Below are 26,614 nucleotides of genomic sequence, written 5' to 3'. Positions count from 1 at the left end.
TTCAAAACTATGACTAAAAAGTGCCACATTAAGCGAGGGTTACTTCCATATGCGTTTACCATGCTGCCATTATTGTCCGGTTGCGGAGGGGGTGGAGGCGGTTCATCCATTGCAAATGAACCCCCGGTTATGAGTTCCGCGAGCTCTGCTGCAAGTAGTCAATCGAGCTCTTCTTCAATTAGTAGTTCATCAACATCGAGCGCGCTCGCACAATCCACCTACAAAGTGATAAAGATTCCAGCCCCGTCGCTATCATCCAACATAATTAATGAAACAGCTCAGCGAGATATTGCGGTTTATCTTCCAAAAGAATATTCCACTTCAGATGCGCTTCTACCGGTTGTTTATTATTTACCCGGGTTCGGCGATTCAACTATGATCAACATGGCTTTACCGAATGATTTGGATTTAGCTGTATCGTCCTCAGCTCCGATGATCATTGTTATTATTTCTGGTGTGAACCGATTCGGCGGAAGCTTTTTCGTTAATTCAAGTGTGACGGGTAATTGGTCTGACTTTGTTGCTAAGGATGTTGTGAATTATGTGGATACCCATTATCGCACCATACCTAAAAGCTCGGGGAGAGGGATAAGCGGACATTCTATGGGTGGGTTTGGCGCATTAAACATCGCAATGCGTAACCCGGATGTTTTCGGAGCTGTTTTCTCAATTTCACCTGGTTTGGTTGGTGCTAAAGGAATAGAAGATACACAAATATTTGATTCAACTTCACATATTAAATCGTTTATTACCATTATTGATCCATTCAAGAATGTGAATGACTCTGCGGCGTTAAACGCACTAGATTCTTATAGTCAATCGTTTGATATAGGTTTTGATATCGCCTATGGAATGGCTTTTGCGCCGGCTAAGACGCCACCTTATTTTGAATACCCCTACAAACTTGTTAATAGCTCGCTTGTTCGTGATGACGTCATCATGGCGAAATGGGAGGCAGGTTTCGGTAATATCCACAACGAAGTTGCGGAGTTCAGCGCTAATTTAGGTTCGCTTAAAGCAATTGGGCTTGATTGCGGATTGAACGACGAGTATCAATGGATACTTCGCGGATGCGACTATTACAACACTGAACTAAAAGCTGCTGGAATCAACCTTGCTTATACTACGCACTCCGGTATGCATCAGGACAAAATTCGGCAGCGTATTATTGATGTCATGCTGCCGTTTTTTTCAAAAAATCTAAATAATTAATGAATCTAAATATTTATTAAAAGGGAGCTTTGCTCCCTTTTTTTATTTTTTCTTACTTTAATCGCACAGGTTGTTCAAAAATCGTAGGGAATAAGGGGGCTTCGCAAAGAATTGCTAAGCCCATCGTTTTTCGGGAATTGCGGCTGGTTCTATGAAAGTTAAATGTTTATGCTAAGTTAAAATTTGTAACCGCTTTTTCTGGAAGATAGGTTTCAATGGCACAACATTTACAGCACATCTTATCGCAATGGCACCCGGCTAGAGATCAATGCCGTTGGGTGCTTGGCACGGTTATTGATGTCCAGGGATCAAATTACCGTAAAGCGGGAGCGATGATATTGGTCAATGAATTTGGGCAATATCATGGGTTAATCAGTGGCGGCTGTTTAGAAAAAAACCTGCTCAATGAAGTTAAAAAGGTGCTGAGTTATGACCGGCCCTCGCAAGTTGTTTACGACTCGAGTGAGCAGGGTGATGCGCCTTGGGCAATGGCTCTAGGTTGCGGTGGGCGAGTAACCATTTTGTTGCAGCCTGTTACTTCGGCCAATCATTATCACCAGCTTGATCTTCTTTTTCTCGCTTTACAGAAACGCGAACCTGTTAGTTACGCTATTCATGTGGGTGAGTCCTTCGCAGTTGCGAAAAATATACTTTTATCTATTCGGGATGTTCAATCTTTAGGTGCGGATATTACCCAGACCGGCATTCATACTAATTGTCAAGGTGAGGCATTATTAGTCGTTGCTGTTAAGGCGCAAGTTCATCTGTTAGTTTTTGGTGGCGGTCTTGATGCTATTCCACTGGTAAATATGGCCAATATTTTGGGTTGGAAAATCACGGTGGTTGACTCCCGTTATGGTTATGCGCTTGCAGATAATTTTCCGCATGCGCAAATTTTTCGGTTTGCGGCTGACTCAATCGAGTTGCGTGAAATCTTGCATTGCATTGATGCAGCAATCCTAATGACCCACAACCTGGATACGGATGCAGCCGCGCTAAAATCCCTTCAACATTCAAGTGCCCGCTATATTGGATTGCTCGGGCCTGTGCATCGAAAACAAAAAGTGTTTAAAAAGGCGAATTTGGACCAGGTGAGTGCGCCAGTGTTTGGGCCCATGGGGCTTGATATTGGCGGTGATTTACCGGAGTCGATTGCATTGGCTACTCTCGCAGAATGTCATCAAGTGTTGAACGCGCGTGCGCTAAATACGAATGCGTATATTACGTTTAATTCCAACGCGAATTTGAGAGTTGCCACGTGAGTTTACATGCATTGATCTTGGCTGCTGGCGGTAGCAGTCGTTTTGGTGCAGAGCCAAAACAGTTGGCGAAGATTAATGGCCAAACAATGTTGGAGCGTGCTGTTGAATCGGCCTTATCGATAAGTGATACCAGTGTTGTTTTGGGGTGTGAGCACCAGCGATTAATGCCTGTTGTGCAAATGGCAGGAGTGATTATTCATTCAGAGTGGCAAGAAGGTATTGGAAGCTCAATTGCTTGTGGCGTTGCATCCTTACCGAATAATGTCTCCGCGGTGATGGTATTACTTTGCGATCAAGTAGCAGTTACTGCGGAAGATTTAAAGTTACTGGTTAAGTGTTATAACAATTCGCTGCGCAATGAATCAGCTGGGCAAATTACTTGTGCAACTTATGCGGGGCGTTTGGGGGTGCCTGCGATTTTCCCTCGGCGCTATTTCCCGCAATTAATATCCTTAAAGGGTGATGTTGGCGCAAAAAAAATACTGGAAGCCAATGCAGTTTTAACGGTGCCTTTGGAGCGCGCCGCTATAGATATAGATACACCGGAAAATCTGAATCATTTTATTCAACGAAGTTAACTCCCACGGAGGAAATATTCATGAGTCGTATAAAAATTAACGGTGTTGAGCACCAAATTGAAGCTGACGCCGATATGCCTTTGTTGTGGGTGCTACGTGATTTGTTGAGTATGACCGGTACAAAATTCGGTTGCGGTAAGGGTCTATGTGGTGCTTGTACGATTCATTTAAATGGCGCGCCCGTGCGTTCATGCTTAACTCCTTTTTCTGCGGCAGTTGGTGCGGAGATTACGACTATTGAAGGATTATCAAAAGATGGTGATCATCCTTTGCAAAAAGCCTGGGTCGCGCACAATGTACCGCAATGCGGCTACTGCCAATCGGGGCAATTGATGAGTGCCGCTGCTTTATTAAAAAGCAATCCAAAACCGAGCGATGCACAAATTCGAGCGGCCATGTCGGGCAATATCTGTCGTTGCGGAACCTATCCTCGTATTGAAGCGGCCATTAAATCGGTTGCGGGTGTGCAAGTTTATCAACCGGCAAATGCGTCGTCAGAACATCTGGGTTCAGCTACAACTGAACAAGGAGTTGCATAATGACTCACTTAACAAAATTGGATCGTCGCTCTTTCTTAAAATTAACTGGAGTAGGTACAGCTGGATTGGCTCTACACGCAACGCTTAATACGGCGTCTGCTGCATCTGGAAACCCAATGGGTAAAGCTTTATTGCTTAATGTATTCGTACAGATTGGAACAAACAATCGCGTGACTATTGTTGCGCACAGATCTGAAATGGGGCAGGGGATTCGCACAAGTTTGCCGCAAGTGGTTGCAGATGAATTGGATGCAGACTGGGATAAGGTTGATGTGCTGCAAGCGGAAGGCGATAAAAAATACGGTGACCAGGAAACTGACGGTTCACACAGTGTTCGCGATTTTTACCAAATCATGCGAGAGATGGGTGCATCAGCAAAATTAATGTTGGTTCAAGCAGCGGCTGCGCAATGGAAGGTGCCGGTTGAAACTTGTGTAGCAAAAGATCATCGCGTAACCCATGCTGCAAGTGGAAAGTCCCTGAGCTATGGTGAATTGGCCGAGGCCGCCGCCAAGCAACCTGTTCCCGATGTAAAAACATTAAGCTTTAAATCACCCAGTGAATTTAAATATATCGGCAAGCCGGTCGCGTCAGTTGATTTGAACGATATTGTTCGCGGTTCTACAACTTACGGCATTGATACACAAATTGACGGTATGGTTTACGCCAGTATTGAACGCTGCCCGGTATTGGGTGGAAAGGTGAAATCCTTCGATGCGACGAAAGCAAAGCAGGTTAAAGGCGTTTTAGATGTTATAAAAATTGATGGTGGCATTGAGCCACCAGCCTTCAATGCCTTGGCTGGCGTAGCGGTCATTGCCACAAATACTTGGGCGGCGTTGCAAGGGCGCAAGCAGTTGCAAATCGTGTGGGAATCGAGCGCACATGAAAGCTACGATTCCCGCAAAGATATTACAGCGCATGCAGCAGCTATTGCATCTGATGCGCAGGTCGTGAGAAAGCGCGGTGATGTTGATGCTGCATTTGCAGACGCCGCAAAAAACCATGAAGCCGTTTATACCTTGCCGCATTTAGAACACGCTACCATGGAGCCGCTTGCGGCGACTGCAAAAATTACCGGAGATACTTGTGAAATTTGGGCGTGTACCCAAAGCCCACAAGGTGTACGCGAACATATTGCGGGCTTACTGGGTTTTAAACTGGAAAACGTAAAGGTTAACGTCACCTTGTTGGGCAGTGCTTTTGGTCGTAAAGCAAAATCCGATTTTGTGGCAGAAGCCGCTTTGCTCGCTAAGGCTACCGGCAAGCCTGTAAAAGTCACGTGGACGCGAGAAGATACAACTCGCTCCGGTTATTACCACGCCTATAGCGTTCAACATTTCAAAGGGGCGCTAGATAAAAATCATAAGATTACGGCATTGGATGCGACCGTTGCTTCACCTTCTATCAGTTCGACTTTTCAGCCTAATGTAAAAACCTTGCAAGGCTTTGAATTAGGGCAAGGCTTTGCAACAGCACCTTTGAATGCACCTAATTTGCGTTTTCGATGCGCTCCCGCTGTAGCGCACACGCGTATTGGGTGGATGCGTTCTGTATACAACATTAACCATGCATTTACTTACAATAGTTTTATTGATGAGCTGGCTAGAATCAGTAAGCGCGATTCCCTTGAGTTTCAATTAGAAGCGATTGGCGAAGATCGGGAAATTAAAACTGAGTCGGAAGGTTTTAAAAATGGAACTCCACCGGGACATCCATTTAACACGGCGCGATTGAAAAATGCGCTGAAAGTTGTGCAAAAATCCTGTGGTTGGCCTGCATCGGTTAAATCGGGCGAAGGTTGGGGCATTGCAGCGCATTTTAGTTTTTTGAGTTATGTGGCTGTGGCAACCAAAGTTAGCATCGTGAAAAAAGAATTGCGCGTACTTGAAGTACATATTGCGCTTGATTGCGGGCTGATCGTTAATCCAGACCGTGTCCGTTCGCAATTGGAGGGGTCGGTAATATTTGGTTTGTCCGCTGCGCTCCTTGGCGAAATTACGTTTAAAAATGGCGCGGTCGAACAGAGCAGCTTTGACGATTATCCGCTGTTGCGAATAAATCAGACGCCCAAAATAGTGGTTACCCTAATTAATAGTAACGAGCCGCACGCGGGTGTTGGTGAGCCCGGTGTTCCTCCAATTGCGGCGAGCGTCACTAACGCAATCGCTGCGGCAGGTGGACCACGTATTCGCGATTTGCCTGTTAAAAAACATTTGACGGTGTCGTGATCGATCTCTGATTGTTAAAAACACTATCAAATTCTTTTGGTGTTTTTCAAAAAATAAAAAAGGCGCAGCATATTTAGTGCTGCGCCTTTTTTTACAACAGAAATGTTACTTCTTCAAATCCAACAAGCGGAAGTAAGCGGCTTTTGGTTTTGATTCGCGGTCAAATAACAGCGGATAATTAGTGCGGCCTTTGATAGGGAAACCGTTTAACCATGATTCTTTGTCAGTGGTGCCCCAGAAGGTTACGCGGTCAATATTGTCGCGGTGTTTCAAATAGACTTTGAAAATATCTTCGTAACGTTTGGCGAGTTTTTCTTCAATTTCTTTCGGCAAACCCTTGGTGTAGGGGTCGCGTGCTGGTGTGTAATCAAAACGGGTTGATACTTCAGCGGTTGGTAAATTCCACACTGACGGCAACACATCAATATCCAATTCGGTGATATGTGCGCGCACGCCAATTTCTTTGAGCATGGTTAATGTCTTATCAATTTCTGCAACGTCGGGGCCATCAATGCTCACGTGCTCTTGCATGCCTACGCCTTGAATGGGCACGCCTTTTTTCTTGAAGTTTTTAACCATGTTAACAATGAAATCGCGCTTCACTGGAGTTTCAGTGTTGTAGTCGTTGTAAATGAGGTGTGCTTTTGGGTCGACTTCGTGAGCGAAGTGGAATGCTTTGGCAATAAAATCTTCACCCATGATGTTGTACCAAGGTGATTTGCGCCATGAACCGTCGTCTTCTACAGCTTCGTTAACAACGTCCCACGCTTGCAAACGGCCTTTGTAACGGCCGGCTTTGGTGGCAATGTGATCTTGCATTTTTTTGGTGAGGCCTTCTTTGCTAATCACACCGCCAGTTTCATTTTGGAAAACTTCTTTCGGACACTGGCTGTGCCATACCAAGTTGTGACCAACGATGTACATTTTGTTCTTTTCACCGAACTCTACGAACTTATCAGCAGCGGTCCAATCCCATTCTTTATCGTTGGGGCGAATTGGTTCCCACTTCATGCAGTTTTCCGCAGTGATTGCATTGAATTCGCGTGCAACCAATGAAAGTAGTGGGGTGTCATTGTTTAGGAGTGCTTCAGTGCTGAGGATGGTGCCAATATGAAAATCGTCTTTGTAGAAATCTTTGATGCCAGTGCGCTCTACGGCTTTGGCTAAGGCATTACTTTTGATGTTGAGAAGCGCGGTAGCAACGGCGGCGTTGCGCAGAAACACGCGGCGTGAAATGGACATTTTCTAACTCCGTTAATTATGGTTAAGGTGACTTTAAGCCTAGCAATTCGCGGTTACGAGTCAACTAAACAGACACTAATTTACAAAGTAGTCGAACAGTCAATGATTGGCCAATTCTTGACTATACTTAAACCACCGAGTGTCCGCTGGGGCTGTCGCGATTCCAGACTAGCCTTCGGGTGCTGCTTTTGAGCCTTTCGCAAATCAGGAAATTACTATGAAGAATAAGATGAATACCGCGCTTCCCATCTTGGCTCTTTCAATTGTAGCTGCGTTTTTAAGCAGTTGCGGCGGCGGTGGCAAAGATGCCAAAGCACCGGAACCTACACCGGCAGAGGCCTTTGTCGCGGGGACTCATCCACGTTTTGACCCGGTAATTTCTGATCTGCCGTTTAATACGGATTTAATCTTCGCCAAGGCTGCCACCACCGATGGCACCGCCGACGTGGGCACTCCCTCAGACACAGTGCGAGCAACATTGAATGGTTTGGATGGATTTTCCACCTCAGCGTTTTTTGACGTGATGATTGAGGGCAGTGTGGATGCTGCGACAGTGCAGCCTATGAAAACAGTATTCTTGCTTGAGTTGAATACGGGCGGAAAAGACGCGCTCAACCCCGCCAACGTTACTGGAATTACTGGGCCCGCCAGTTTCGATACAAAAGTGGTGTCGCTGGATGGAGGCACTAACAACGTGATTCGTATTCGCCCTGTTTTGCCGCTTAAAGCCAAGTCCAAATACCTGGTGTTTATGACCAACGACATTAAAGATTCCAGTGGTAAACCATTAACTCGTTCGTGGACCTACAACGCGCTGCATGATTCGAGCTACTCGATTTTGGACAGTCTTGTGCCTGTGCGTACCGCTATTACTGGTTGGGAAACCTTGGCGTCAGGATTTTTAGCAGCGACCACTGGCGCGGCTCCTGCGGCGGCGGTTGATAAACTTGTTATCACCTACACCTTCACTACAACAGATCCACAAGCTCCGCTCATGGCGATGGCTGCACCGCGCGCTGCTTTGGCCTCCAGCCAAATTGCCGCTGGTGTTGCACCAGCAACGGCTGTTGCCAGCGTATCCGCATTGGAGGCGGGTGGCCTGTTGTCTACACCCAAACAACGTCCGCTCAAGGTGTCGGCTCTTACTGGAGTGGATATGGGGGTGCTTAGCAAAGGCGCGCTTGCGGGAAATGTGGGTAAGCTTTACACCGGCTATATCAAGCTACCTTATTACCAGACTGCCCCGGGTACTTTGCCGTTCGGTGCATTCCTGACGCGCGCTTGGACTCCAGATTTGACCTTAGCGGCGGCAATCAAAGCCACCGTACCGGCAGATGTGGATAAATCCTACAACCTGACCTATCGCTTCCCCTTCGCGGCAAAAACCACCGATGAGTCTGTGCCATTGCAAGTTACCTTGCCAGAGAAAACTTGGGTGCCCGGCTATGCGGCTTCCTTAAACTGTGGGCAAATTTACGCGGCGAGTGGCTATCCGGTGGTCATCTATGTGCACGGGATTACGAGTGACCGTACGTCCGGTTTGGCTTTAGCGCACACCTTAGCGAGCCGTTGTATTGCAACTGTCGCTATAGATTTACCTTTGCACGGCGTAGCGGCGAACAGTGCTTTTGTTAGTGTGCTGAATGTTGAGAAGAGCCAAATGATTCCTTTTGCAACGCTTTACGGGGCTGATGCCCCACACGAGCGCCACTTCAATGTAGCGGGCCCTGGCGGCGCGCCCGCGCCTATGAATTTTGCAGCACCTACCGCCAACGATGGTTCAGGAGCGCAATTCACTAACTTGGGTTACTTGCTCAACACGCGCGATAACAACCGCGAAGGTGTGGTCGATTTGCTTAACCTCAACGCGAGCTTGAAAGGCTTGGATACTGATTTTGTTCAAGCGCAAGGCGCCAAGTTAAACTTGAGCAATGTTAACGTGGTAGGGCATTCGCTAGGCGGTATCCTCGGTACTGTGTTTACGGCGGTTAACCAAGCTGCAATCGCTAACGAAGCCAAACTGGGGCTCGCCTCCAACCTCAACCCTGTTCGCAGTTTGGTGGCGTCGGTAGCGGGTACTCAGGTCGCGCAAGTGTTGGTTAACTCAGCCACCTTCTCCTCTGTAATCAATGCAGGCTTAGCCAAGGCGGGCGTGAACCCTGGAACAAGCAATTACGAGAAGTTTATGTACGCGGCCCAAAGTGCGGTTGATTCGGGTGACCCGGTTAACTTCTCGCAATTGGTGGCGACCTTGGGCGTGCCTGTGCTCTTACAACAAGTGAAAGATGACCAAGTGATTCCCAACGGTGCCGATAGCGCTCCGCTTACAGGCACCAGTGCAATGGCGCGTTTGTTGGGCACCAGTGTGCTGGGATTGGGCGAAACCCAATTGGGTAGAGGCTATGTGAAACTCACCGCAGGTGACCATGCATCCTTGTTGCGCCCATCTGCCGCCGCGCCGCAAATCACGGCGGAGATGCAAGCCCAAGTTGTTAGTTTTGTTTTGGGTGCGGGCAAAGTCGCCGTGGGATCCTATGCGCCGCAGAATATAGACTCGGCAAATTAAGTGTTAATGGATAAAAAGCCCGCTAAGTACAGCGGGCTTTTTTTTGAGCAGTTGAAAATGGCACGCACTTTGACGGTTTTTTGTGGAGAGTTTTTTGCAGAAAGTTTTAGGAAGTTGCACTCATCGCAAATCAGCTTGTGTATTATTGCGACCAGTTAAAAATTCAAATGGACACTACTGTAATTTTTGAGAACGTCTTATGACACCACGCAACTACCTGTACCTCTTACGCAAATACGAAGATTACCAGCCGCAGATCGATCGTCTGCTGGATTCAATTGTCACCGCGCTGATGCCGCGCAAATTAGAATCTGACGAAGCCGCCCTTCAAAAAACCGTAGAGCGTTTGCACAAATCTTATCCATTTGTGGAGCTGCTGTATTGTCTTGATGAACACGGCATGCAAACAACCATTTCTGCCGCCGCGCCCGATATTGATGATTCAAAGCGCAGCGAACCCGGCATGTGTTCAGATCGTAGTAATCGCGCCTACTACACCAAAGCGGTTAAGAACGAAAAAGTTTCTACCGTAACCTCTCCTTATTTATCTAACGCGACCCATCAGCTCGCTATTTCTGCAGTGCAGCGTTACACCACTGCCGAAAATAAAACGGGTTATTTGGTCATTAATTTTAATTTGGAAAAATTAATTACCTTTTTAAACGGTGACGAAATTCGCCGCCGTGTTCATCCGTTTTTCCAAACCGTATATGCGATTATTGGTGTGATGCTGGTAATTATTGCAAGCTTGCTGTTGTACTACGGCGGTAAGGATATGTACGGCGTTGTGCATAATCATATCGACGAACCTATTAAAATATTCGGTGCAGTTATTCTCGTCACTTTGGGTTTAGCGATCTTCGATTTGGGTAAAACCATTTTGGAAGAAGAAGTGTTTCTCCATAAGGATATTCACCATGAAGGTTCCATGCGCCGTACCATCAGCCGTTTTATGGCGGCAATTGTCATTGCGGTTTCTATCGAATCTTTATTGTTGATGTTTAAATCCTTATTGGGTGGTGAAGATCATTTGAATTCCGCGGTGCTTATGTTGTTTGCGGCTGTGGCCATGCTGATTGGTTTAGGGATTTACTTGAAGCTTACAGACGAAAAGTAATTGTTGTATCGCGCTTATAATATTGTTTGATTGAAAAGGCTTGATGCACATCAGGCCTTTTTTGTTTTAAAGCCTGATGTTAACTTAGGCTCATCTTGAATGTGGCAAAAGAGAATCCTGTGAGTACAAAACAAAAAAGTGCGTTTGTCTGCAACGAATGCGGTGCGGATTTTAAAAAATGGCAAGGCCAATGCCCCGAGTGCGGCGCGTGGAATTCTATTGTTGAAGTGCGCTTAGGGCCAACGCCTAGCAATCGCTCCGCAAAATTTGAAGGTTATGCGGGCGGCGCTACCGGTAATAATGTGCAAACACTCGCTGAAATTTCCTTAGGTGATCTGCCACGCTTTTCCAGCGGCACCAGCGAATTTGACCGCGTCTTAGGCGGCGGTTTTGTTCCCGGTTCTGTCGTACTGATTGGCGGCAACCCCGGCGCCGGTAAAAGTACCTTGTTGCTTCAAACCTTGTGTTTTTTAGCGCGCAATATGTCTGCACTTTACGTAACGGGCGAGGAATCACTTCAACAAGTTGCCATGCGCGCACAACGCTTAGGTTTGCCGACGGACAAGTTGCAAATGCTGAGCGAGACCAACGTAGAAACTATTTGCGCTACAGCGCAACACGTTGCACCTAAAGTGATGGTGGTGGACTCCATTCAAGTGGTGCACATGGAAGATATTTCATCTGCACCGGGTTCCGTTTCACAAGTGCGCGAGAGCGCTGCCTACCTCACGCGCTTTGCAAAACAAACAGGCACTGTTGTTATCTTGGTTGGCCATGTAACAAAAGATGGTTCGCTTGCCGGCCCCAAGGTTTTAGAGCACATGATCGACTGTTCCATTTTATTAGAGGGCGATAACGATTCACGCTTTCGCACTTTGCGCGGTAACAAAAACCGTTTCGGTGCAGTAAACGAATTGGGTGTGTTTGCCATGACCGAGCAGGGCATGCGCGAAGTAAATAATCCTTCAGCGATTTTTTTGCAGCGCGCGGAAGACCCCGCGCCCGGTTCTGTGGTGATGGTGATGTGGGAAGGAACCCGCCCGCTGTTGATAGAAATTCAAGCCTTGGTGGACGATAGTCACCTGGGGAATCCGCGTCGCGTTGCGGTGGGCATGGATCAAAATCGTTTGTCCATGTTGCTCGCGGTTTTGCATCGCCACGGCGGAATTATGGTGGGCGACCAAGATGTTTTTGTAAACGTAGTGGGCGGTGTGCGCGTGATGGAAACCAGCGCAGACTTGGCGGTGTTATTAGCGATTGTCTCCAGCTTCCGCGATAAAATTTTGCCGCAAGATTTAATGGTGTTTGGTGAAGTGGGTTTGTCGGGTGAGATTCGCCCCGTACCCAGTGGGCAGGAGCGTTTGCGAGAAGCGGCAAAGCACGGTTTCAAAAAAGCCATAGTGCCAATCGGTAATGCACCGCGTGAAAAGAACTTGGGTATTGAAGTTGTTGCCGTTAAAAACTTACAAGAGGCGTTAAACGCTCTGTAAAAACGTTTATTCGCAAACTTGATTTAAGAATGACCTGAATCAGAATGAGTTTGGTTAAGATTGGTGAGAATTTGCTTTAACAATTTCTCGTCCGTTTCACTAACGGGTTCATATTGAATACCCAGCATGTGCTCCTGTTGGTGAACCAGTGTTCCCTGCAGGTGAAGATAGGGCAGCATACCTTCAGGAACCTGCATTTCCGGAATTTCTAAACGCAAGCGCACAGGGTCACCCGCACACAGGTTGTACTCGTCCAGCAAGGCAATACGCGCACCGTAGTAGGAAATATCCAACACATGGGCGGCCCACTCTTTATCGGAGCTACCCAGTTCAGCGAAAGCGCGTAGCGGGTAACGCGGTGTCGCCCTGCGGTCATCATGGTTCATGGGATTCTCACCTCAAGCAAATAATTGGCATCGGGTATCAGCGTTGCTCCTCAGCGCTGGCGATTAATTCGGTTAGCTCACGTTCCGCAGCCGCCGCATCACCCATATTAAGTTCAATCAGTCTTCGTAAATGGCTAATGCTGTCGATATCAATAGTGATACATGCCAAATGCAGTTGATCAACCCGTTGGTGCACAACCTGTGCTGACATAGCGATACTGGTTTGGTCAGACAAAATAATTTTTACGAGCAGCGGTGCGTCTGGCTCTAATTGATAAGGGCCGAGCTTGGCAAGTAAAACACCTTTGAGAGAGATGTCCAATAATTGGGCTTGCCAATTTTTATCTCCCTGAGCGATCTCCACACGGGCGTCAAAATCAATTCGGCTAAAACGGCGGCGTTCCTGAGTCATAGATCTACATCTTGTCGTTATCTGGGCTTCCTATGAGTGTAGACCACTTGAACTAAATGGCCATATCACTGCAAAAGCGGCGTAGTGAAAAGAGGTTATTTGCCATCTTTGATAGCCTCCACCTATAATCGCGACACTCAATGTAACGGGTTTCACAAGATGACAGAGTTTCGAATTGGCATAGACCTCGGCGGCACAAAGACTGAGGTGGTTTTATTAAATGGCGATAGCCAAGAGCTGTTCCGCACGCGCATTCCCACGGTGCGCGACGATTACTCAGCAACCCTGCGCGATATCGCGAGCCTTGTCGCTCAAGCCGAGTCTGTAGCGGGGCAGGGGAATATTCCCGTCGGCATCGGTATTCCCGGTACTATTTCGCGCAAAACGGGCTTTGTGAAAAATGCGAACTCCACCTGGTTGAACGGTAGGCCTTTTCAAAAGGATCTCTCTGCACAGCTTGGGCGCAATGTAAAAGTTACTAACGATGCCAATTGCCTGGCCGTTTCTGAGGCGACGGACGGCGCTGGTCGCGGCTATGATTTGGTATTTGCCGGCATTTTAGGAACGGGTTGCGGTGCAGGCGTCGCCTACAAAGGCTTGCCTATTGTTGGGCCAAACGGTGTGGCGGGCGAGTGGGGTCATAACCCATTGCCTTGGACCCGTGACGCAGAATTGGAAGCTCGCCCCTGCTATTGCGGAAAATCGGGCTGCCAGGAAACCTTCTTGTCGGGCACAGGCTTATGCAGATCTTACGAAATGCTGACTGGCTTGGCATTGAAGGGCCATGAAATTGCCGAGCGCGCGGGTAACGGAGAGTTTCACGCGCGGCAGGTGTTGGATGCCTACTTCGACCAAATCGCCCGTGGTTTGGCGGCGGTCATCAATATCATGGACCCCGACATTATTGTGCTGGGTGGTGGTGCTTCTAACATTTCAGAAATCTACACGGCGGTGCCGCAGCTGCTCAGCCACTATGTATTCGGCTTTGAGTGCGATACGCCCATTGTGCAAGCCGTACACGGTGACTCCAGCGGTGTGCGCGGCGCAGCCTGGTTGAATCCGCTATAATCTGCGCTCCGTGAGTGAGGGCTGACCAAGCCTTCACTGTTCCAACAATCTCAAAGTCTTTTTATGCGCAGATTATTATTCGTTCTTTTTATAGCTGCGTGTTCGTCTATCAGTGTTGCGGGCGAATCGATTAAGCCGCAACGCATTGCCTCGCTCAATTTATGTTTGGACGCGCTCTTACTCAAGTTAGTTGAACCTGCGCGCATTAATTCTTTAACTTATCTTTCCGGCAATCCACAATTTTCGCCCTTTGCTCAACAAGCGCAGCACTATTATTTGAATCGCGGTCTTGCCGAAGATTTGGTGCCGCGTAATCCAGATTTGGTTTTGGCGGGTGATTTCGGCGCAGGTGACACTAAAGTCTTGTTAAGTCAGTTAGGTTTTAGCGTTGAAACTCTGTCCTTGCCGCGCACCTTGGCTGATATTAGCGAGCATCTTCATCGCTTCGGCGAGCTAACGGGCAGTGAAATCGCTGCTGAAAAAATGGTGCGCGAATTGGAAATGCAGCTCACGCGTTTGGATGCAGATTCAAGCAAACCCATTCCCGCATTTTGGTACGCCTCAAACAGTTACGTGGTGGGTGCGGATACCTTGGAGAACGAGCTGATGACACGTGCTGGGTTCCACAATTTAGCTCTGGATAAACACCTCAGTGGTTTTGCGCGATTGGATTTGGAAGACTTAATACTGGCGCAACCTCAAGTCATTATCGTAGAGTCGTCTGACGTGCAGGCTTTTTCGCTTGCGCAAGAATATGTTCAGCATCCCGCCTTACGTAAAAATAATATGCGGATTATAAAATTACCGGCGACGCTTTCAGTCTGTATTGCACCCATTGCAGCTGAAGTTATCGAAAATCTTATTCAGCAAAAAAAATCGCTTGTTAATTAGCGTCAAGGATTCTTGTGCAAAAAATTTCATTCTCTTTATTGATTTCTATTTTAGGTGTCGGCGTGCTGATCGCATTTTTATGTTCGCTCAGTATGGGAAACTCCTCCATTTCCATTATTCAAGCCGTCAAAGATTTAATGAGTCACAACTCATCTCTGCATCAAACTGTGGTTTGGGAGATTCGCTTACCCCGCGTTTTGCTCGCAGTTTTGGTTGGCGCAACGCTAGGCCTTGCGGGTGCAACCATGCAGGGTTTTTTACGTAACCCCTTAGCAGAGCCGGGTATTTTAGGTGTTTCCAGTGGAGCTGCTTTAGGCGCGGTTATCGTTTTGTATTTTGGTTTTGCAGCGGTGGCTTGGTATTGGTTGCCGGTGGCCGCTATTGCTGGCGCTTTCATTGCGTTATTGCTCGTGTATTTATTGGCGGGTTTTCGCAGTAGCGTTCTCTCCTTAATTTTGGCGGGCGTGGCCATAAATGCTATCGCGGGCGCATTGATTTCAGTCGCGCTTAATTTTGCCCCGAGTTATTTTGCGCTTCAGGAAATTGTATTTTGGTTAATGGGTTCATTGGCCAACCGCAATATGCATCATGTTTATATAGCGGCACCTTTTATTGGTTTGGGCTGGGTTTTGCTATTAAGCAGATTCCGATTTTTGAATGCCTTGAGTTTGGGTGAAGAGACGGCTACATCTTTAGGCTTTAACCCGGTACGTGAACGCAATTTTATACTCATAGGTTTAGCCTTGTGTGTTGGCTCTGCCGTTGCGGTAAGTGGCAGCATAGGTTTTGTTGGTTTGGTGGTGCCACACCTTTTGCGTCCTCTGGTAGGGCACCAACCCGGTAGACTATTAGTTGCTAGCGCTTTAGGTGGCGCACTGCTTGTGTTAGGGGCAGATATTCTAGTGAGATTATTGGATGTGGCGCGGGAGCTAAAACTGGGGGTGGTTACATCGCTCTTGGGCGGGCCGTTCTTTTTAATGCTGATTTTAAAAACGCGTTCGCGCTGGATTTAATATGACTCTCTTAAAAGCAGAAAACTTATCTCTAAGCCTTGGCAATACAATCGTTGTCGATGGCGTGAGCATTCATATTCATGAAGGGGAGTTCGTGGGCTTAATTGGTCCAAATGGCGCAGGCAAAAGTTCTTTGTTACGAATGCTTGCGGCGCTAAGTCTACCGAATAAGGGTGAGATTGATATTGCTGCTGAAAATTCACTGGCTTCCATTAAAAAAATATCTGCACCCATGCGTGCGCGTTTTATGGCATATCTTGCACAGCATGAATCACCGGCCTGGCCGCTCAGTGTAAAAAATTTGGTGGCATTGGGGCGTTCACCGTGGAATTCGACGGTTAACACATCCGCTGATGACGAAGTCGCAATTGCGGCGGCATTGGAGATGACAGACGTAAAATCTTTGGCTGAACGTCCTGTCACGGAATTATCCGGTGGTGAGTTACAGCGGGTTTTATTGGCTCGGGTGTTCGCGGGAAAACCGCAGTTAATCATTGCTGACGAACCTATAGCTGCGCTCGATGTTTACCATCAATTGCATATCATGGAGTTGCTGCAAGCACATTCGCAACAAGGCGGTGCCGTTATAGCCGCATTACATGATTTAAGTTTGGCTGCACGTTTTTGTTCGCGTTTGGTGCTTATGCATCACGGAAAACTGGTGGCAGTGGGAGAGCCAGTGCAAGTGCTAACTCCAGAAAATCTTGCGCAAGTTTACGGTGTTAAGGCCTATGTTGATTGTCGTGATGACGGCGTGGTGATCATCCCCACACATAGAATGGTACAAACTCTATGAGAACGAAAATTCTATGAGAGCGAAAATCCTAAGACGCGTTATAAACCTCTGGCCACCTTTATTTTTTAATGCCATTAAAGTTACGCATATTAGCGATGATTTTCGCGAAATTGATGTCACCCTAAAATTGCGTTGGTACAACCGCAACAACGTGCGCGTACAATTTGGCGGAAACCTGTTTGCCATGACTGACCCATGGTACATGCTGATGCTCATGGAAAATCTGGGGCGCGATTATTATGTATGGGATAAAAAGGCGACTATTGATTTTGTCTCGCCCGGTCGTAGCCACGTAAGTGCACGATTTATTCTTACCCAGGAAAAGCTCGATGAAATTCGAGCGGCTACTGCCCAAGGTGAAAAGTATTTACCTGATTTTGAAATTGATATTGTCGATACGGATAATAAACTCGTCGCTCGTATTCATCGCACTGTTTATGTAAAGCGAAAGCCTCAGAAGTAACATTTTCGCTTGACTCTCTTTTCTCAACCCCATACCCTGCGCGCCGAGGTGTTTGACGTGCCCTAATGCTGTAAACAGCAAGTGCAAGGGTCAAATTAAATGGGAAGTTTGGTGCGCCTGCTTTTTTATTAAAAGTGCAAAGCCAACACTGCCCCCGCAACGGTAAGTAGTCTGCATAAGACTATAAGTCCGATACCAGCCTCAAAACCTATATTCACGATGTCGCGGAGGGCAACATCGGTGGAAATTCTGTGTTTTACGAGGCCGATTTTTTCGGCCGCGCGCATTATTCCCGCTTCCCCTCCCTCATCCCATATTTTTGGATTGAGGAATTTATGTCTATTAAATCTTTCGCGTTAACTCCCCTCAGCGTGGCAGTTCTGTCAGCTGGTTTAGCGTCATCTGCATTTGCAGCAGAAGACAAAATAGAAACACTCATTATCAGCGCCACACGCAGCGAAGGCCCAGCAATGCCTGTTGCAACACAAATTAAAGTGGTGGATGCCGAACAAATTCGCATTAGCGGAGCAACCACAATTACCGAAGTCTTACGCACGCAAGCAGGTATTCAAATTCAAGATACCGATGGCAGTGGTGGGCGCAACGTCACCGCATCTATGCGTGGTTTTTCTGGCAACGCCGCTAACAATACCTTGGTGTTGGTTGATGGACGTAAACTCAATAACCCGACCCTCGCAGGTCCCGCACTTAATACAGTGGCCATCAAAGACGTAGAGCGTATTGAAATTGTGCAAGGTAGTGCGGGTGTTCTTTATGGAGATCAAGCTGTTGGTGGTGTGATTAACATTATTACGCGCGCAGCAAAGTCAGGTGAATTTAAAGGTGTCATCAGCGCTGAGGCAGGTACTTACGATTTAGCGAATTATACCGCGAGCCTGAGCCAAGGTTTTGAAAACGGTTTAAGTTATAACTTGAGCGCGCAAAAGCGCGAAACAGATAACTACCGTGAGAATAACCGTTCAGAAGTGACCAATGTGTTGGGTAAAATCGCCTACGCATTTGATGCGGGTAAAGTGTTTGTTGAAAAGCAAAAAATTGAAGACGACTTGGGCTTGCCCGGTAATCTACTGGTAACTGATGCGCAAAAAGATCCTCGTCACAGCAACACCCCTCGGGATTATTCAAAGCAGGATACAGATCTTCAGCGCGTTGGTGGACAAGTTAAGTTTTTGGAAAACTGGTCTTTGCTCGGCGAGTATTCCGATCGCGATGAAACCGGTAGTTACTTGTACGATGACTACGATAAATCCAACGGCTATTTTCCGTTTGACAGCGCTTACGAAATGCGTGTTAAAAACTTCACGCCTCGCGTGGTGGGGGATTTTGCAACGGCAAACGGCAGTGCAGTTGTCACTTTAGGCTACGATAAAGTTGATGCAGATTACGAAACAGGTGATGGCTATACCAATATTACTCAGCAGCAACAGGATATTTATGCGCAGGTTATTTATCCTGTAACCAAAGCCGTAATTCTGAATGCAGGTGTGCGTCACGCAAGTGTGGATGACAAAAATAAAGTTGTATCCAATAAGCACACTGACTCCCTAAATATCGGCGAGCTAGGAATCAATTATCAAATTGATGCCAATTGGCGTGCTTTTGGTCGTTTGGCTGATGGCTTCCGTTTTGCCAACGCGGATGAAAATGGTTACGTTGCACCGGGCATTGATTTCCTGAAAGCCCAGACCAGCAAATCACAAGAGCTGGGTTTTGCGTGGGCAGATAAGGATGCGAGCGTTAAATACAGCTTGTTCCATATGATTGTTGATAACGAAATTATGTATGACCCGCTTTCAGGTACTTACGGTGCTAACATCAATTTACCCGAGTCTGAGCGCCAAGGCTTATTGTTTGATGGTGATGTACAGTTAAACGAGTTTATAGTCCTTCATGGTAACTATACTTACACGCACGCTGAATTAACTTCAGGTAATTTCAAAGATAAAGCAGTTCCGTTTGTTGCCAAAAATGACGCTAACGCCGGTGTTGTATTTACCTTTATCAAAAATCTCAATATTAGTGTAGATGCGAACTATATCGGCAGCCGTTACCTTGTTGGCGATAACGCTAATACGCAGCCGAAGGTAGATCCAGTGACGATTTTTAACGTAAATGTTGTCTGGAATTTTGATGCATTGGAGTTGGGTTTGCGCGTTAAGAATCTAACGGGTGAAACCTATTCAGACTACGAAGGTACAAGCTGGAAGGGCACTTACGTGTATCCTCAACCTAAGCAAACCTACAGTGGTCACGTGACTTACAGATTTTAAAAAGTAGTAAACAGAAAGGCGCCTTACAGCGCCTTTTCTATAAACCTATTCGGATTGCATTTTCGGAGCCTTGTTTATGACAGACGAAAAAGCGCAGCGCCATAAAGAGCGTATGCAGCAGCGTAAAGAAATTGTGGATGCAAAAATAGCGCGCGCAACAGAAGATCGCGGTGTGCTTATTGTATTAACGGGCGATGGCAAAGGTAAAAGCAGTTCAGGTTTTGGAACCGCATTACGCTGTTTGGGGCACGGATACAAAGTTGCCATAGTGCAGTTCATTAAAGGCACGTGGGAATGTGGTGAAAAGAATTTTCTAACCGAAAGTATTTTTCGTGGCGAAAACGCTAGGCTGGAATATTTTACGATGGATACCGGGTTTACCTGGGAGACCCAAAATGCGGAAAAAGATCGCGAAGCCGCAGAGAAAGTGTGGGCTGAATGTGAGCATGTATTCAGCGACCCAGAAATTCATTTGGTTTTGCTGGACGAACTAACCTACATGCTCAACTACAAATATCTGGATAAAGAAAAAGTTCTCAAGGCCATACAAAATCGACCCATAACACAAAACGTGATTATTACTGGGCGCGGCGCAAAAAAATATTTGGAAGACCTGGCTGATACTTTCAGTGAAGTAAAAGCCATTAAGCACGCCTTTAATAATGGCATTAAAGCGCAAAAAGGAATTGAGTGGTAAATGTCAAAAACAATCATGGTGCAAGGTACAACGTCAGATGCGGGTAAAACCACGCTAGTTGCCGCGTTGTGCCGTATTTTTAGTAACCGTGGTGTTTCAGTTGTACCGTTCAAACCGCAGAACATGGCATTAAATTCTGCCGTGACGGTGGACGGTGGTGAAATAGGGCGTGCACAAGCCTTGCAGGCACAAGCCGCGCGAATAGAGCCTCATACGGATATGAACCCCATTCTTATTAAACCCACCAGTGATACCAAAGCCCAAATTATTATTCACGGTAAAGCGGTGAGCGATATGGATGCGGCGGTTTATCACGATTATAAATTGCACGCGATGAACGCCGTGCTCGAGTCTTACCGTCGTTTGCAACAGCAATATGATCTTATCGTGGTGGAGGGAGCGGGTAGCCCAGCGGAAATTAATTTGCGTGATCGCGATATTGCAAATATGGGCTTTGCCGAAGCGGTAGATTGCCCGGTGGTTATTATTGCCGATATTGATCGCGGTGGCGTCTTCGCGCATTTGGTTGGAACCTTAGCGTTACTCAGTGAATCTGAGCAAACACGTGTGATAGGTTTTGTCATCAATCGCTTTCGCGGCGACATAAATTTATTAAAGCCGGGCTTGGATTGGCTGGAACAAAAAACCGGAAAACCGGTGCTTGGTGTTATTCCTTACCTAAACGGATTGCACTTGGACGCGGAAGATGCGCTGGAGCGCACACAGCCGAAAAAGCAAAATACAAAAATTCGTGTAGCTGTCTTGGTATACCCCAGAATTTCCAATCATAACGATTTTGATGTTTTACGTTTGCATCCGGATGTGGAATTTTTTTGGGTGGGCCCTGAGCAAACTATTCCGTCTGTTGATCTCATCATTCTGCCCGGCAGTAAAAATGTGCGCGACGATTTGCAATTCCTGCGCAGGCAAAATTGGGATAAGACCATTGCAAAACATTTACGCTACGGGGGAAAAGTAATTGGTATTTGCGGCGGTATGCAAATGCTAGGGTCAAAAATTAGTGATCCACAAGGAATAGAAGGGCCTGCCGGCGAGGTTGCTGGACTTGATTATTTGGAATTAGAAACGCAGCTTGTACCGGAAAAGATATTGCGTCGACAAACCGGCGTCTTGTGGGATTCAGCCACGCAGGTGCAAGGCTACGAAATTCATTGCGGAATAAGCTCTGGGAATGCACTCGCTAATCCCGCCGTTTATTTTAACGATCAAAGCGGCTTGGTTGGCGATGGTGCCATAAGCGCAGACAACCAAATCATAGGTACCTATTTACATGGCTTATTCGATACGCCGGACGCGTGTCGGGCAATCCTGCAGTGGAGTGGGTGTTTGGACGAAAGCCCTGTCGATATAGGAGATGTGCGAGAGAGAGCCTTAAGGGTGCTGGCAAAGACAGTTGGAGAATCTCTCGATTTGGCCGCCTTGAACTTAACAGCTCAATCTTGAACTTAGTATAGGTTCGTGTTTTACTCATCGCTCGTAAATGCTATTTTTATACTAGTAAACATGCCGGTCATTCAACAATAACAATGAGTCTGGTATTGGGTTATTTCTAATCTCTTTCGCGTTTTTTGTTGTCGTTTGGGCATTTGAGCATGCCCGATGTGGAAGCCTATCTGTAACGGATTTGTTGGAGTAAGAAGGTTTTTTACCATGAACATAACACGTGCTTTTTCCTTTTTTGTTTTCTGTCTAAGTTGCTTTTGCAATTCTACGTGGGCGCAAGAACCCAAGGTGTTTATTAACAAGCCCGCGGTAGTGCTGGGAACTAACGTTCTTCAAAAAAAAGTTGTAGAGGTTGGTGAGGCAGTACAAGGCGGATCCGTGGATCATGTTAAGTGCATACTTGAAAAAATGCAGGTGAATTACGAAATTCGTTCTTTGCCTTGGCGACGCGCTCGTCAAGAAGTTCATACCAGTGTTATCGATGGCTTTTTTACGGCAGTTGCGATTGATGATGCGAATGAATTTGCCACTTTTTCTGCCCCCTTGGTTCTGGAAAATTGGTATTGGTTTTGGCGTACGGACATGGTTGCTCCGGCATCGTGGAAACAGCATTACCCAATTGGCGTCATTCTCGGAAGCCAGCAGGAAACCATTCTCAGTAACGAAGGCTACAGCGATTTTGTTGCCGCGAATAATGTTCCTCAGTTGCTGAAATTACTCTTCACCAAGCGAGTTGACGCTGTCTTGCTCGATAAGGAGATTTTTGAAAAGGCCGCTGCGGAATTAAATGTTTCTAGCCGCGATTACAAATCACGTTTCTTTCGTTATATGCCATTGGGTGTGTACTTTGGGGCACCATTCTTGGCGCAGAACCCGGAATTCTTGAGCGCATTTAATAGCCGAATAGACTCCTGTGCGTCAGTTGGCTTTGATCTCTCATCCAACGAACAAAGTGAAATCCAAAAAATTGTAGAGCCTTGGTTCGCACAAATTCTTCGTAATAAAGATCTTATCGCCGCAGTTGTTCAACAAAATGCCACCAATAAGAATAAGTCTGATACCCAATTACAAAAGCTCGATGAACAGTGGCAACTTGCGTTTAAAATCCATAATCTCGATTTCCCCAAGTCGCTAATCAATCAAATACTTTCCAACTTTTTGGGGGAGTTGAAGAATAATTCAAACGAATTGCTGGCGGAAGTTATTGTGATGGATGGTCGTGGTTATAACATTGCCATGTCCAGCATGACGTCTGATTATTGGCAAGGGGACGAGGAAAAATTTACCAAGGCTTTTAATGGAACTTCGGATTTTATTTTTGTTGATAAAATAAAGTACGACGCGTCTTCCAAGCGCTTTCAGGTTCAATTGAGTGCGCCATTAGTTGACCCAAAGACGCAAAAATCCATCGGTGCGGTAACCCTTGGGGTAGATGTGGATAAGGCGCTCTCTCAGTCAAACTGAGTTTGTTTTATCTGGCAGCTAAAACGGCTGTTATTTATTTAGCGTTACGACCATTAAACTGCCCTCAAATTTTTGAGGTTCCAGCGCGTACCACATCAATAATTCTGTCGGCCAGCGTTTTTCGCACTTGTCGATTAACGCAAGAAAAGGGCTGCGGCCTGGGTCTGCTAGAACGACTTTTTTAACACCTGCTTGTGCGGCGCGTTTTAACATGGCGAACCATTCGTCGGCGAGTTCATCCCAAAAGCAAATGTCGCCACCAACAATTACATCGAAGTTTTCTAAATCTTTTTTCTTCATGTCTTTCATGGCGCAGGTCAGTTTAGAGACTTTTACGCCATTGAATTCTGCTTGCGCATCTAAGAAGGCGAATACGTCTTTGTCTATATCCATACCTGTGACTTTGCAGCCTTTGCTGGCAAAGAAGATAGATGTTGGTCCCCAACCGCAGCCTACATCCAATACACGCATTTTCTTTTTAGGTGCGTTTTGGGTGAAGTAATCCATCAATAAATAACTGGAATCCCAATGGCGATCGCCATGTACGCTGGGGGATACTTCCTTTTTTATTTTTTTAATTTGCGGATGCTTTTCGTTAAACAGCCAAATGCCGTAGGCGCCGAGCGTGTGTTTTTCGGGGGGAGCTATGAGTTCAGGCACAATAAATCCTTCGTTAGACAGTTAATAAATATCGGGTACGAACATTTCTTTTGGAACCGGGCGGCGCGAGTAATCTTTGTGGTATTCGCGCTCAGGCAAATCAATCACGGGTCGCTTAATTTCTTCATAGGGCATTTGTTGTAGCAAATGATGAATACAATTGAGCCGCGCTTTTTTCTTGTCGACAGCTTCCACAATCCACCAAGGTGCCTCGGGAATATGCGTGCGTTCCAACATAATTTCTTTGGCTTTGGTGTAATGCTCCCAGCGGCGACGCGATTCCAAATCCATGGGGCTTAGTTTCCACTGTTTCAATGGATCGTGAATGCGCCCCAAAAAACGTAAATTCTGTTCTTCGTCAGAAATCGAAAACCAATATTTAATGACTTGAATGCCGGAACGCACCAGCATTTTTTCAAATTCGGGTGCGGAGCGAAAAAATTCTTCGTATTGTTCGTCCGTACAAAAGCCCATAACACGTTCTACACCGGCGCGGTTGTACCAGCTGCGGTCAAATAATACGATTTCACCTGCCGCCGGTAGGTGCGATACATAACGCTGAAAATACCATTGGGTACGTTCGCGTTCGTTCGGCGCGGGCAGGGCAGCCACTCGGCATATACGTGGGTTCAACCGTTGGGTGATCCGCTTGATAACACCACCTTTTCCCGCGGCGTCGCGCCCTTCAAAAATCACGACGACTTTATGCCCGGTAGCGGCGACCCAATCTTGCAATTTAACCAGCTCGGCTTGCAACCTGAACAGTTCGCGAAAATAAAACTGGCGATAGGCTTTGGCTTCTTGTGTCTGGTTGGGTGCATCCAGGTCTGCATCCTGAAAATAAATACGATCTTCCAATTCGAGCTCCAATTCTTCGTCGTAGCTGTCCAAAAAATCGTTGTGAATTCGCTGTACCAGTTCTGCATCAATAAAGCTCATGGGGAACTCCAGTATTTATGCTGAGGCTCTCGAGTTTATGTAGAAATTGTTACAGTTTTGAAACAGGCGCCACAGAATAATCGCCAAAACAGCACGCAAAAAAAATGCACAGCCACTTTCGTGAGCTGTGCATTTTTTACGCCAAGGATTTAGTTGAGCTTAGGCCTTGAGCGGTTTGTACTTCATACGCTTAGGTTGTGAATCGTTACCTTTACGTTTTACCAAGTCTTCGTGGTACTCGGTATAGTTGCCTTCGAAGAAGACGATATCCGAATCACCTTCATACGCGAGAATGTGCGTAGCGATACGGTCCAAGAACCAGCGGTCGTGCGAGATTACCAACACGCAGCCGGGGAAGGCGAGGATTGCATCTTCTAATGCACGTAGGGTTTCAATATCCAAATCGTTTGATGGTTCGTCGAGGAGCAATACGTTTGCGCCTTGCTTCAAGGTGTTAGCCAAGTGCAAACGGCCGCGCTCACCGCCCGACAATTCGCTCACGCGTTTTTGTTGATCTGAACCTTTGAAGTTGAAGCGGCCGATGTAAGCGCGCGAACTCACTTCGTAGTTACCGATTTTCAAAATATCAGCACCGTCAGAGACTGCTTCCCAAACCGATTTTTTATCGTCCAGGTTTTCACGGCTTTGCTCAACATAGGCCACTTTAACGCTATCGCCCAAAGTGACAGTACCGCTGTCCGGCTTTTCAGTACCCGCGATCATGCGGAAGAGTGTGGATTTACCTGCACCGTTTCCGCCCACAATTCCTACCACTGCACCTTTTGGAATGCTGATGGAAAGTTTGTCGATCAGTAAACGGTCGCCATAACCTTTGCTCACGTTATTCAACTCGATGACTTTATCGCCCAAGCGCTCGCCAGGTGGAATATAAATCTCGTTGGTTTCGTTACGGGCTTGGAATTCTTGCGATTGCAATTCATCGAAGCGAGCGAGACGCGCCTTGCTCTTGGCTTGACGACCTTTTGGATTTTGGCGAACCCATTCCAATTCGGTTTTCAGCGCTTTTTGGTGCGCCGCCTCAGCGCGAGCTTCTTGCTCTAAACGGGCATCTTTCTGTTCCAGCCAGCTGGTGTAGTTGCCTTCATAAGGAATACCGTGGCCACGGTCGAGTTCCAGAATCCAACCCGCGGCGTTATCGAGGAAGTAACGATCGTGGGTAATGGCTACTACGGTGCCGGGGAAGTTGTGGAGGAATTGCTCCAACCAGTAAACAGACTCCGCGTCCAAGTGGTTGGTGGGCTCGTCGAGCAAAAGCATGTCTGGGCGCGACAGGAGCAAACGGCACAAGGCCACACGGCGACGCTCACCACCGGAGAGTACGGTCACGTCGGCATCCCAAGGCGGCAAGCGCAAGGCATCAGCGGCGATGTCCAAGGTGTTTTGCAGGTTGTGGGCGTCCCACGCTTGGATAATGTCTTCACACTTGGCTTGTTTCTTTGCCAAGTCATCAAAGTCGGCATCGGGCTCTGCGTAAGCAGCGTAGATGCGGTCAAGCTCAGCGAGCGCATCTACGGCTTCACGCACACCGTCCTGCACGTTGCCGAGTACATCTTTGGTCGGATCGAGTTGCGGCTCTTGTGGCAAATAACCGATCTTGATGCCGGGCATGGGGCGGGCTTCGCCGTTAAAATCCTGATCTACGCCTGCCATGATTTTGAGCAGCGTGGATTTCCCCGAACCGTTCAAGCCCAACACGCCAATCTTGGCGCCCGGGAAGAAGGAGAGGGAGATGTCTTTCAGGATTTCACGCTTGGGCGGGACGATTTTGCCAAGCCTGTGCATGCTAAATACGTATTGAGCCATGGGGCTAAC

23 protein-coding genes and 1 riboswitch are annotated in these 26,614 nt (G+C 47.0%); of the genes, 17 read left to right on the top strand and 6 right to left on the bottom strand.

What is annotated here, in order from left to right; genetic code table 11:
* Positions 1-9: 9 nt before the first annotated feature.
* The 5 genes from U1F02_RS03800 (at position 10) to U1F02_RS03780 (ending at position 5,822) form a co-directional block, all read left to right on the top strand.
* Positions 10-1,212, top strand: coding sequence for an alpha/beta hydrolase (locus U1F02_RS03800; protein ID WP_409989016.1), 1,203 nt, complete (start codon positions 10-12; stop codon positions 1,210-1,212).
* Positions 1,213-1,427: 215 nt separating this feature from the next.
* Entirely contained in the window at positions 1,428-2,474 is a 1,047-nt protein-coding gene (locus U1F02_RS03795) for an XdhC family protein (protein WP_409989015.1), read from the top strand.
* Complete coding sequence (locus tag U1F02_RS03790; RefSeq protein WP_409989014.1) at positions 2,471-3,052, top strand: NTP transferase domain-containing protein; 582 nt, start codon at positions 2,471-2,473, stop codon at positions 3,050-3,052. The genes U1F02_RS03795 and U1F02_RS03790 overlap by 4 nt, the downstream gene beginning before the upstream one ends.
* A 20-nt stretch (positions 3,053-3,072) precedes the next feature.
* A complete protein-coding gene (locus U1F02_RS03785) occupies positions 3,073-3,591 on the top strand; it encodes a (2Fe-2S)-binding protein (RefSeq protein WP_409989013.1) in 519 nt (172 codons plus the stop codon).
* The gene (locus tag U1F02_RS03780) at positions 3,591-5,822 is read left to right on the top strand and encodes a molybdopterin cofactor-binding domain-containing protein (protein ID WP_409989012.1); all 2,232 of its coding nucleotides are present in this window, start codon (positions 3,591-3,593) and stop codon (positions 5,820-5,822) included. The genes U1F02_RS03785 and U1F02_RS03780 overlap by 1 nt, the downstream gene beginning before the upstream one ends.
* A gap of 105 nt (positions 5,823-5,927) precedes the next feature.
* Here the strand turns inward: U1F02_RS03780 and U1F02_RS03775 are convergent, their stop codons facing one another.
* The gene (locus U1F02_RS03775) at positions 5,928-7,064 is read right to left on the bottom strand and encodes an endo-1,4-beta-xylanase (RefSeq protein WP_409989011.1); all 1,137 of its coding nucleotides are present in this window, start codon (positions 7,062-7,064) and stop codon (positions 5,928-5,930) included.
* A 217-nt stretch (positions 7,065-7,281) separates the two neighbouring features.
* On the opposite strand from U1F02_RS03775, the gene U1F02_RS03770 reads away from it, so the two are divergent.
* From U1F02_RS03770 to radA, 3 genes are all read left to right on the top strand, one after another.
* The gene (locus tag U1F02_RS03770) at positions 7,282-9,630 is read left to right on the top strand and encodes a hypothetical protein (protein ID WP_409989010.1); all 2,349 of its coding nucleotides are present in this window, start codon (positions 7,282-7,284) and stop codon (positions 9,628-9,630) included.
* A 199-nt stretch (positions 9,631-9,829) separates the two neighbouring features.
* The gene (locus U1F02_RS03765) at positions 9,830-10,747 is read left to right on the top strand and encodes a hypothetical protein (protein ID WP_409989009.1); all 918 of its coding nucleotides are present in this window, start codon (positions 9,830-9,832) and stop codon (positions 10,745-10,747) included.
* Positions 10,748-10,866: 119 nt separating this feature from the next.
* Positions 10,867-12,237, top strand: coding sequence for a DNA repair protein RadA (gene radA, locus U1F02_RS03760; protein WP_409989008.1), 1,371 nt, complete (start codon positions 10,867-10,869; stop codon positions 12,235-12,237).
* Positions 12,238-12,260: 23 nt separating this feature from the next.
* Here radA and U1F02_RS03755 read toward each other — a convergent pair whose 3' ends face one another.
* On the bottom strand, positions 12,261-12,623 hold the full coding sequence (locus U1F02_RS03755; protein WP_409989007.1) for a PilZ domain-containing protein: 363 nt from the start codon (positions 12,621-12,623) through the stop codon (positions 12,261-12,263).
* 37 nt (positions 12,624-12,660) lie between these two features.
* Positions 12,661-13,035 (bottom strand): PilZ domain-containing protein, encoded by a 375-nt coding sequence (locus tag U1F02_RS03750; RefSeq protein ID WP_409989006.1) that lies wholly within the window; start codon positions 13,033-13,035, stop codon positions 12,661-12,663.
* A gap of 159 nt (positions 13,036-13,194) precedes the next feature.
* Between U1F02_RS03750 and U1F02_RS03745 the strand changes: the two genes are divergently transcribed.
* From U1F02_RS03745 to U1F02_RS03705, 9 genes are all read left to right on the top strand, one after another.
* Complete coding sequence (locus U1F02_RS03745; RefSeq protein WP_409989005.1) at positions 13,195-14,103, top strand: ROK family protein; 909 nt, start codon at positions 13,195-13,197, stop codon at positions 14,101-14,103.
* A gap of 63 nt (positions 14,104-14,166) precedes the next feature.
* Positions 14,167-14,994 (top strand): ABC transporter substrate-binding protein, encoded by an 828-nt coding sequence (locus tag U1F02_RS03740; protein ID WP_409989004.1) that lies wholly within the window; start codon positions 14,167-14,169, stop codon positions 14,992-14,994.
* Positions 14,995-15,008: 14 nt separating this feature from the next.
* Positions 15,009-16,007 (top strand): FecCD family ABC transporter permease, encoded by a 999-nt coding sequence (locus tag U1F02_RS03735; RefSeq protein ID WP_409989003.1) that lies wholly within the window; start codon positions 15,009-15,011, stop codon positions 16,005-16,007.
* A 1-nt stretch (position 16,008) separates the two neighbouring features.
* The gene (locus U1F02_RS03730) at positions 16,009-16,803 is read left to right on the top strand and encodes an ABC transporter ATP-binding protein (RefSeq protein WP_409989002.1); all 795 of its coding nucleotides are present in this window, start codon (positions 16,009-16,011) and stop codon (positions 16,801-16,803) included.
* A gap of 13 nt (positions 16,804-16,816) precedes the next feature.
* Positions 16,817-17,266, top strand: a complete 450-nt coding sequence (locus tag U1F02_RS03725) for a DUF4442 domain-containing protein (protein ID WP_409989001.1) — start codon at positions 16,817-16,819, stop codon at positions 17,264-17,266.
* A gap of 70 nt (positions 17,267-17,336) precedes the next feature.
* Positions 17,337-17,485: riboswitch (cobalamin riboswitch) on the top strand.
* 116 nt (positions 17,486-17,601) lie between these two features.
* Positions 17,602-19,557, top strand: a complete 1,956-nt coding sequence (locus U1F02_RS03720) for a TonB-dependent receptor (protein ID WP_409989000.1) — start codon at positions 17,602-17,604, stop codon at positions 19,555-19,557.
* A gap of 76 nt (positions 19,558-19,633) precedes the next feature.
* Positions 19,634-20,254, top strand: coding sequence for a cob(I)yrinic acid a,c-diamide adenosyltransferase (cobO, locus tag U1F02_RS03715; protein ID WP_409988999.1), 621 nt, complete (start codon positions 19,634-19,636; stop codon positions 20,252-20,254).
* The gene (locus U1F02_RS03710; protein WP_409988998.1) at positions 20,255-21,718 is read left to right on the top strand and encodes a cobyric acid synthase; all 1,464 of its coding nucleotides are present in this window, start codon (positions 20,255-20,257) and stop codon (positions 21,716-21,718) included. It begins immediately after the preceding gene.
* Between the two features lie 288 nt (positions 21,719-22,006).
* Positions 22,007-23,182: a substrate-binding periplasmic protein gene (locus U1F02_RS03705; RefSeq protein ID WP_409988997.1), complete on the top strand. Its 1,176-nt coding sequence runs from the start codon at positions 22,007-22,009 to the stop codon at positions 23,180-23,182.
* A 30-nt stretch (positions 23,183-23,212) separates the two neighbouring features.
* Here U1F02_RS03705 and U1F02_RS03700 read toward each other — a convergent pair whose 3' ends face one another.
* The 3 genes from U1F02_RS03700 to ettA all read right to left on the bottom strand — a co-directional run bounded on the left by U1F02_RS03700 (position 23,213) and on the right by ettA (position 26,605).
* The gene (locus U1F02_RS03700) at positions 23,213-23,842 is read right to left on the bottom strand and encodes a class I SAM-dependent methyltransferase (protein ID WP_409988996.1); all 630 of its coding nucleotides are present in this window, start codon (positions 23,840-23,842) and stop codon (positions 23,213-23,215) included.
* Positions 23,843-23,863: 21 nt separating this feature from the next.
* Complete coding sequence (gene ppk2, locus U1F02_RS03695; protein ID WP_409988995.1) at positions 23,864-24,781, bottom strand: polyphosphate kinase 2; 918 nt, start codon at positions 24,779-24,781, stop codon at positions 23,864-23,866.
* Between the two features lie 159 nt (positions 24,782-24,940).
* Positions 24,941-26,605, bottom strand: coding sequence for an energy-dependent translational throttle protein EttA (ettA, locus tag U1F02_RS03690; protein WP_409988994.1), 1,665 nt, complete (start codon positions 26,603-26,605; stop codon positions 24,941-24,943).
* Positions 26,606-26,614: the final 9 nt, after the last annotated feature.

Origin of the sequence: Cellvibrio sp., assembly GCF_046347455.1 — a bacterium.
GTDB lineage: Bacteria > Pseudomonadota > Gammaproteobacteria > Pseudomonadales > Cellvibrionaceae > Cellvibrio.
Note: the sequence above shows the minus strand (reverse complement) of the source record. Positions and strands in the feature narration are given on the sequence as shown.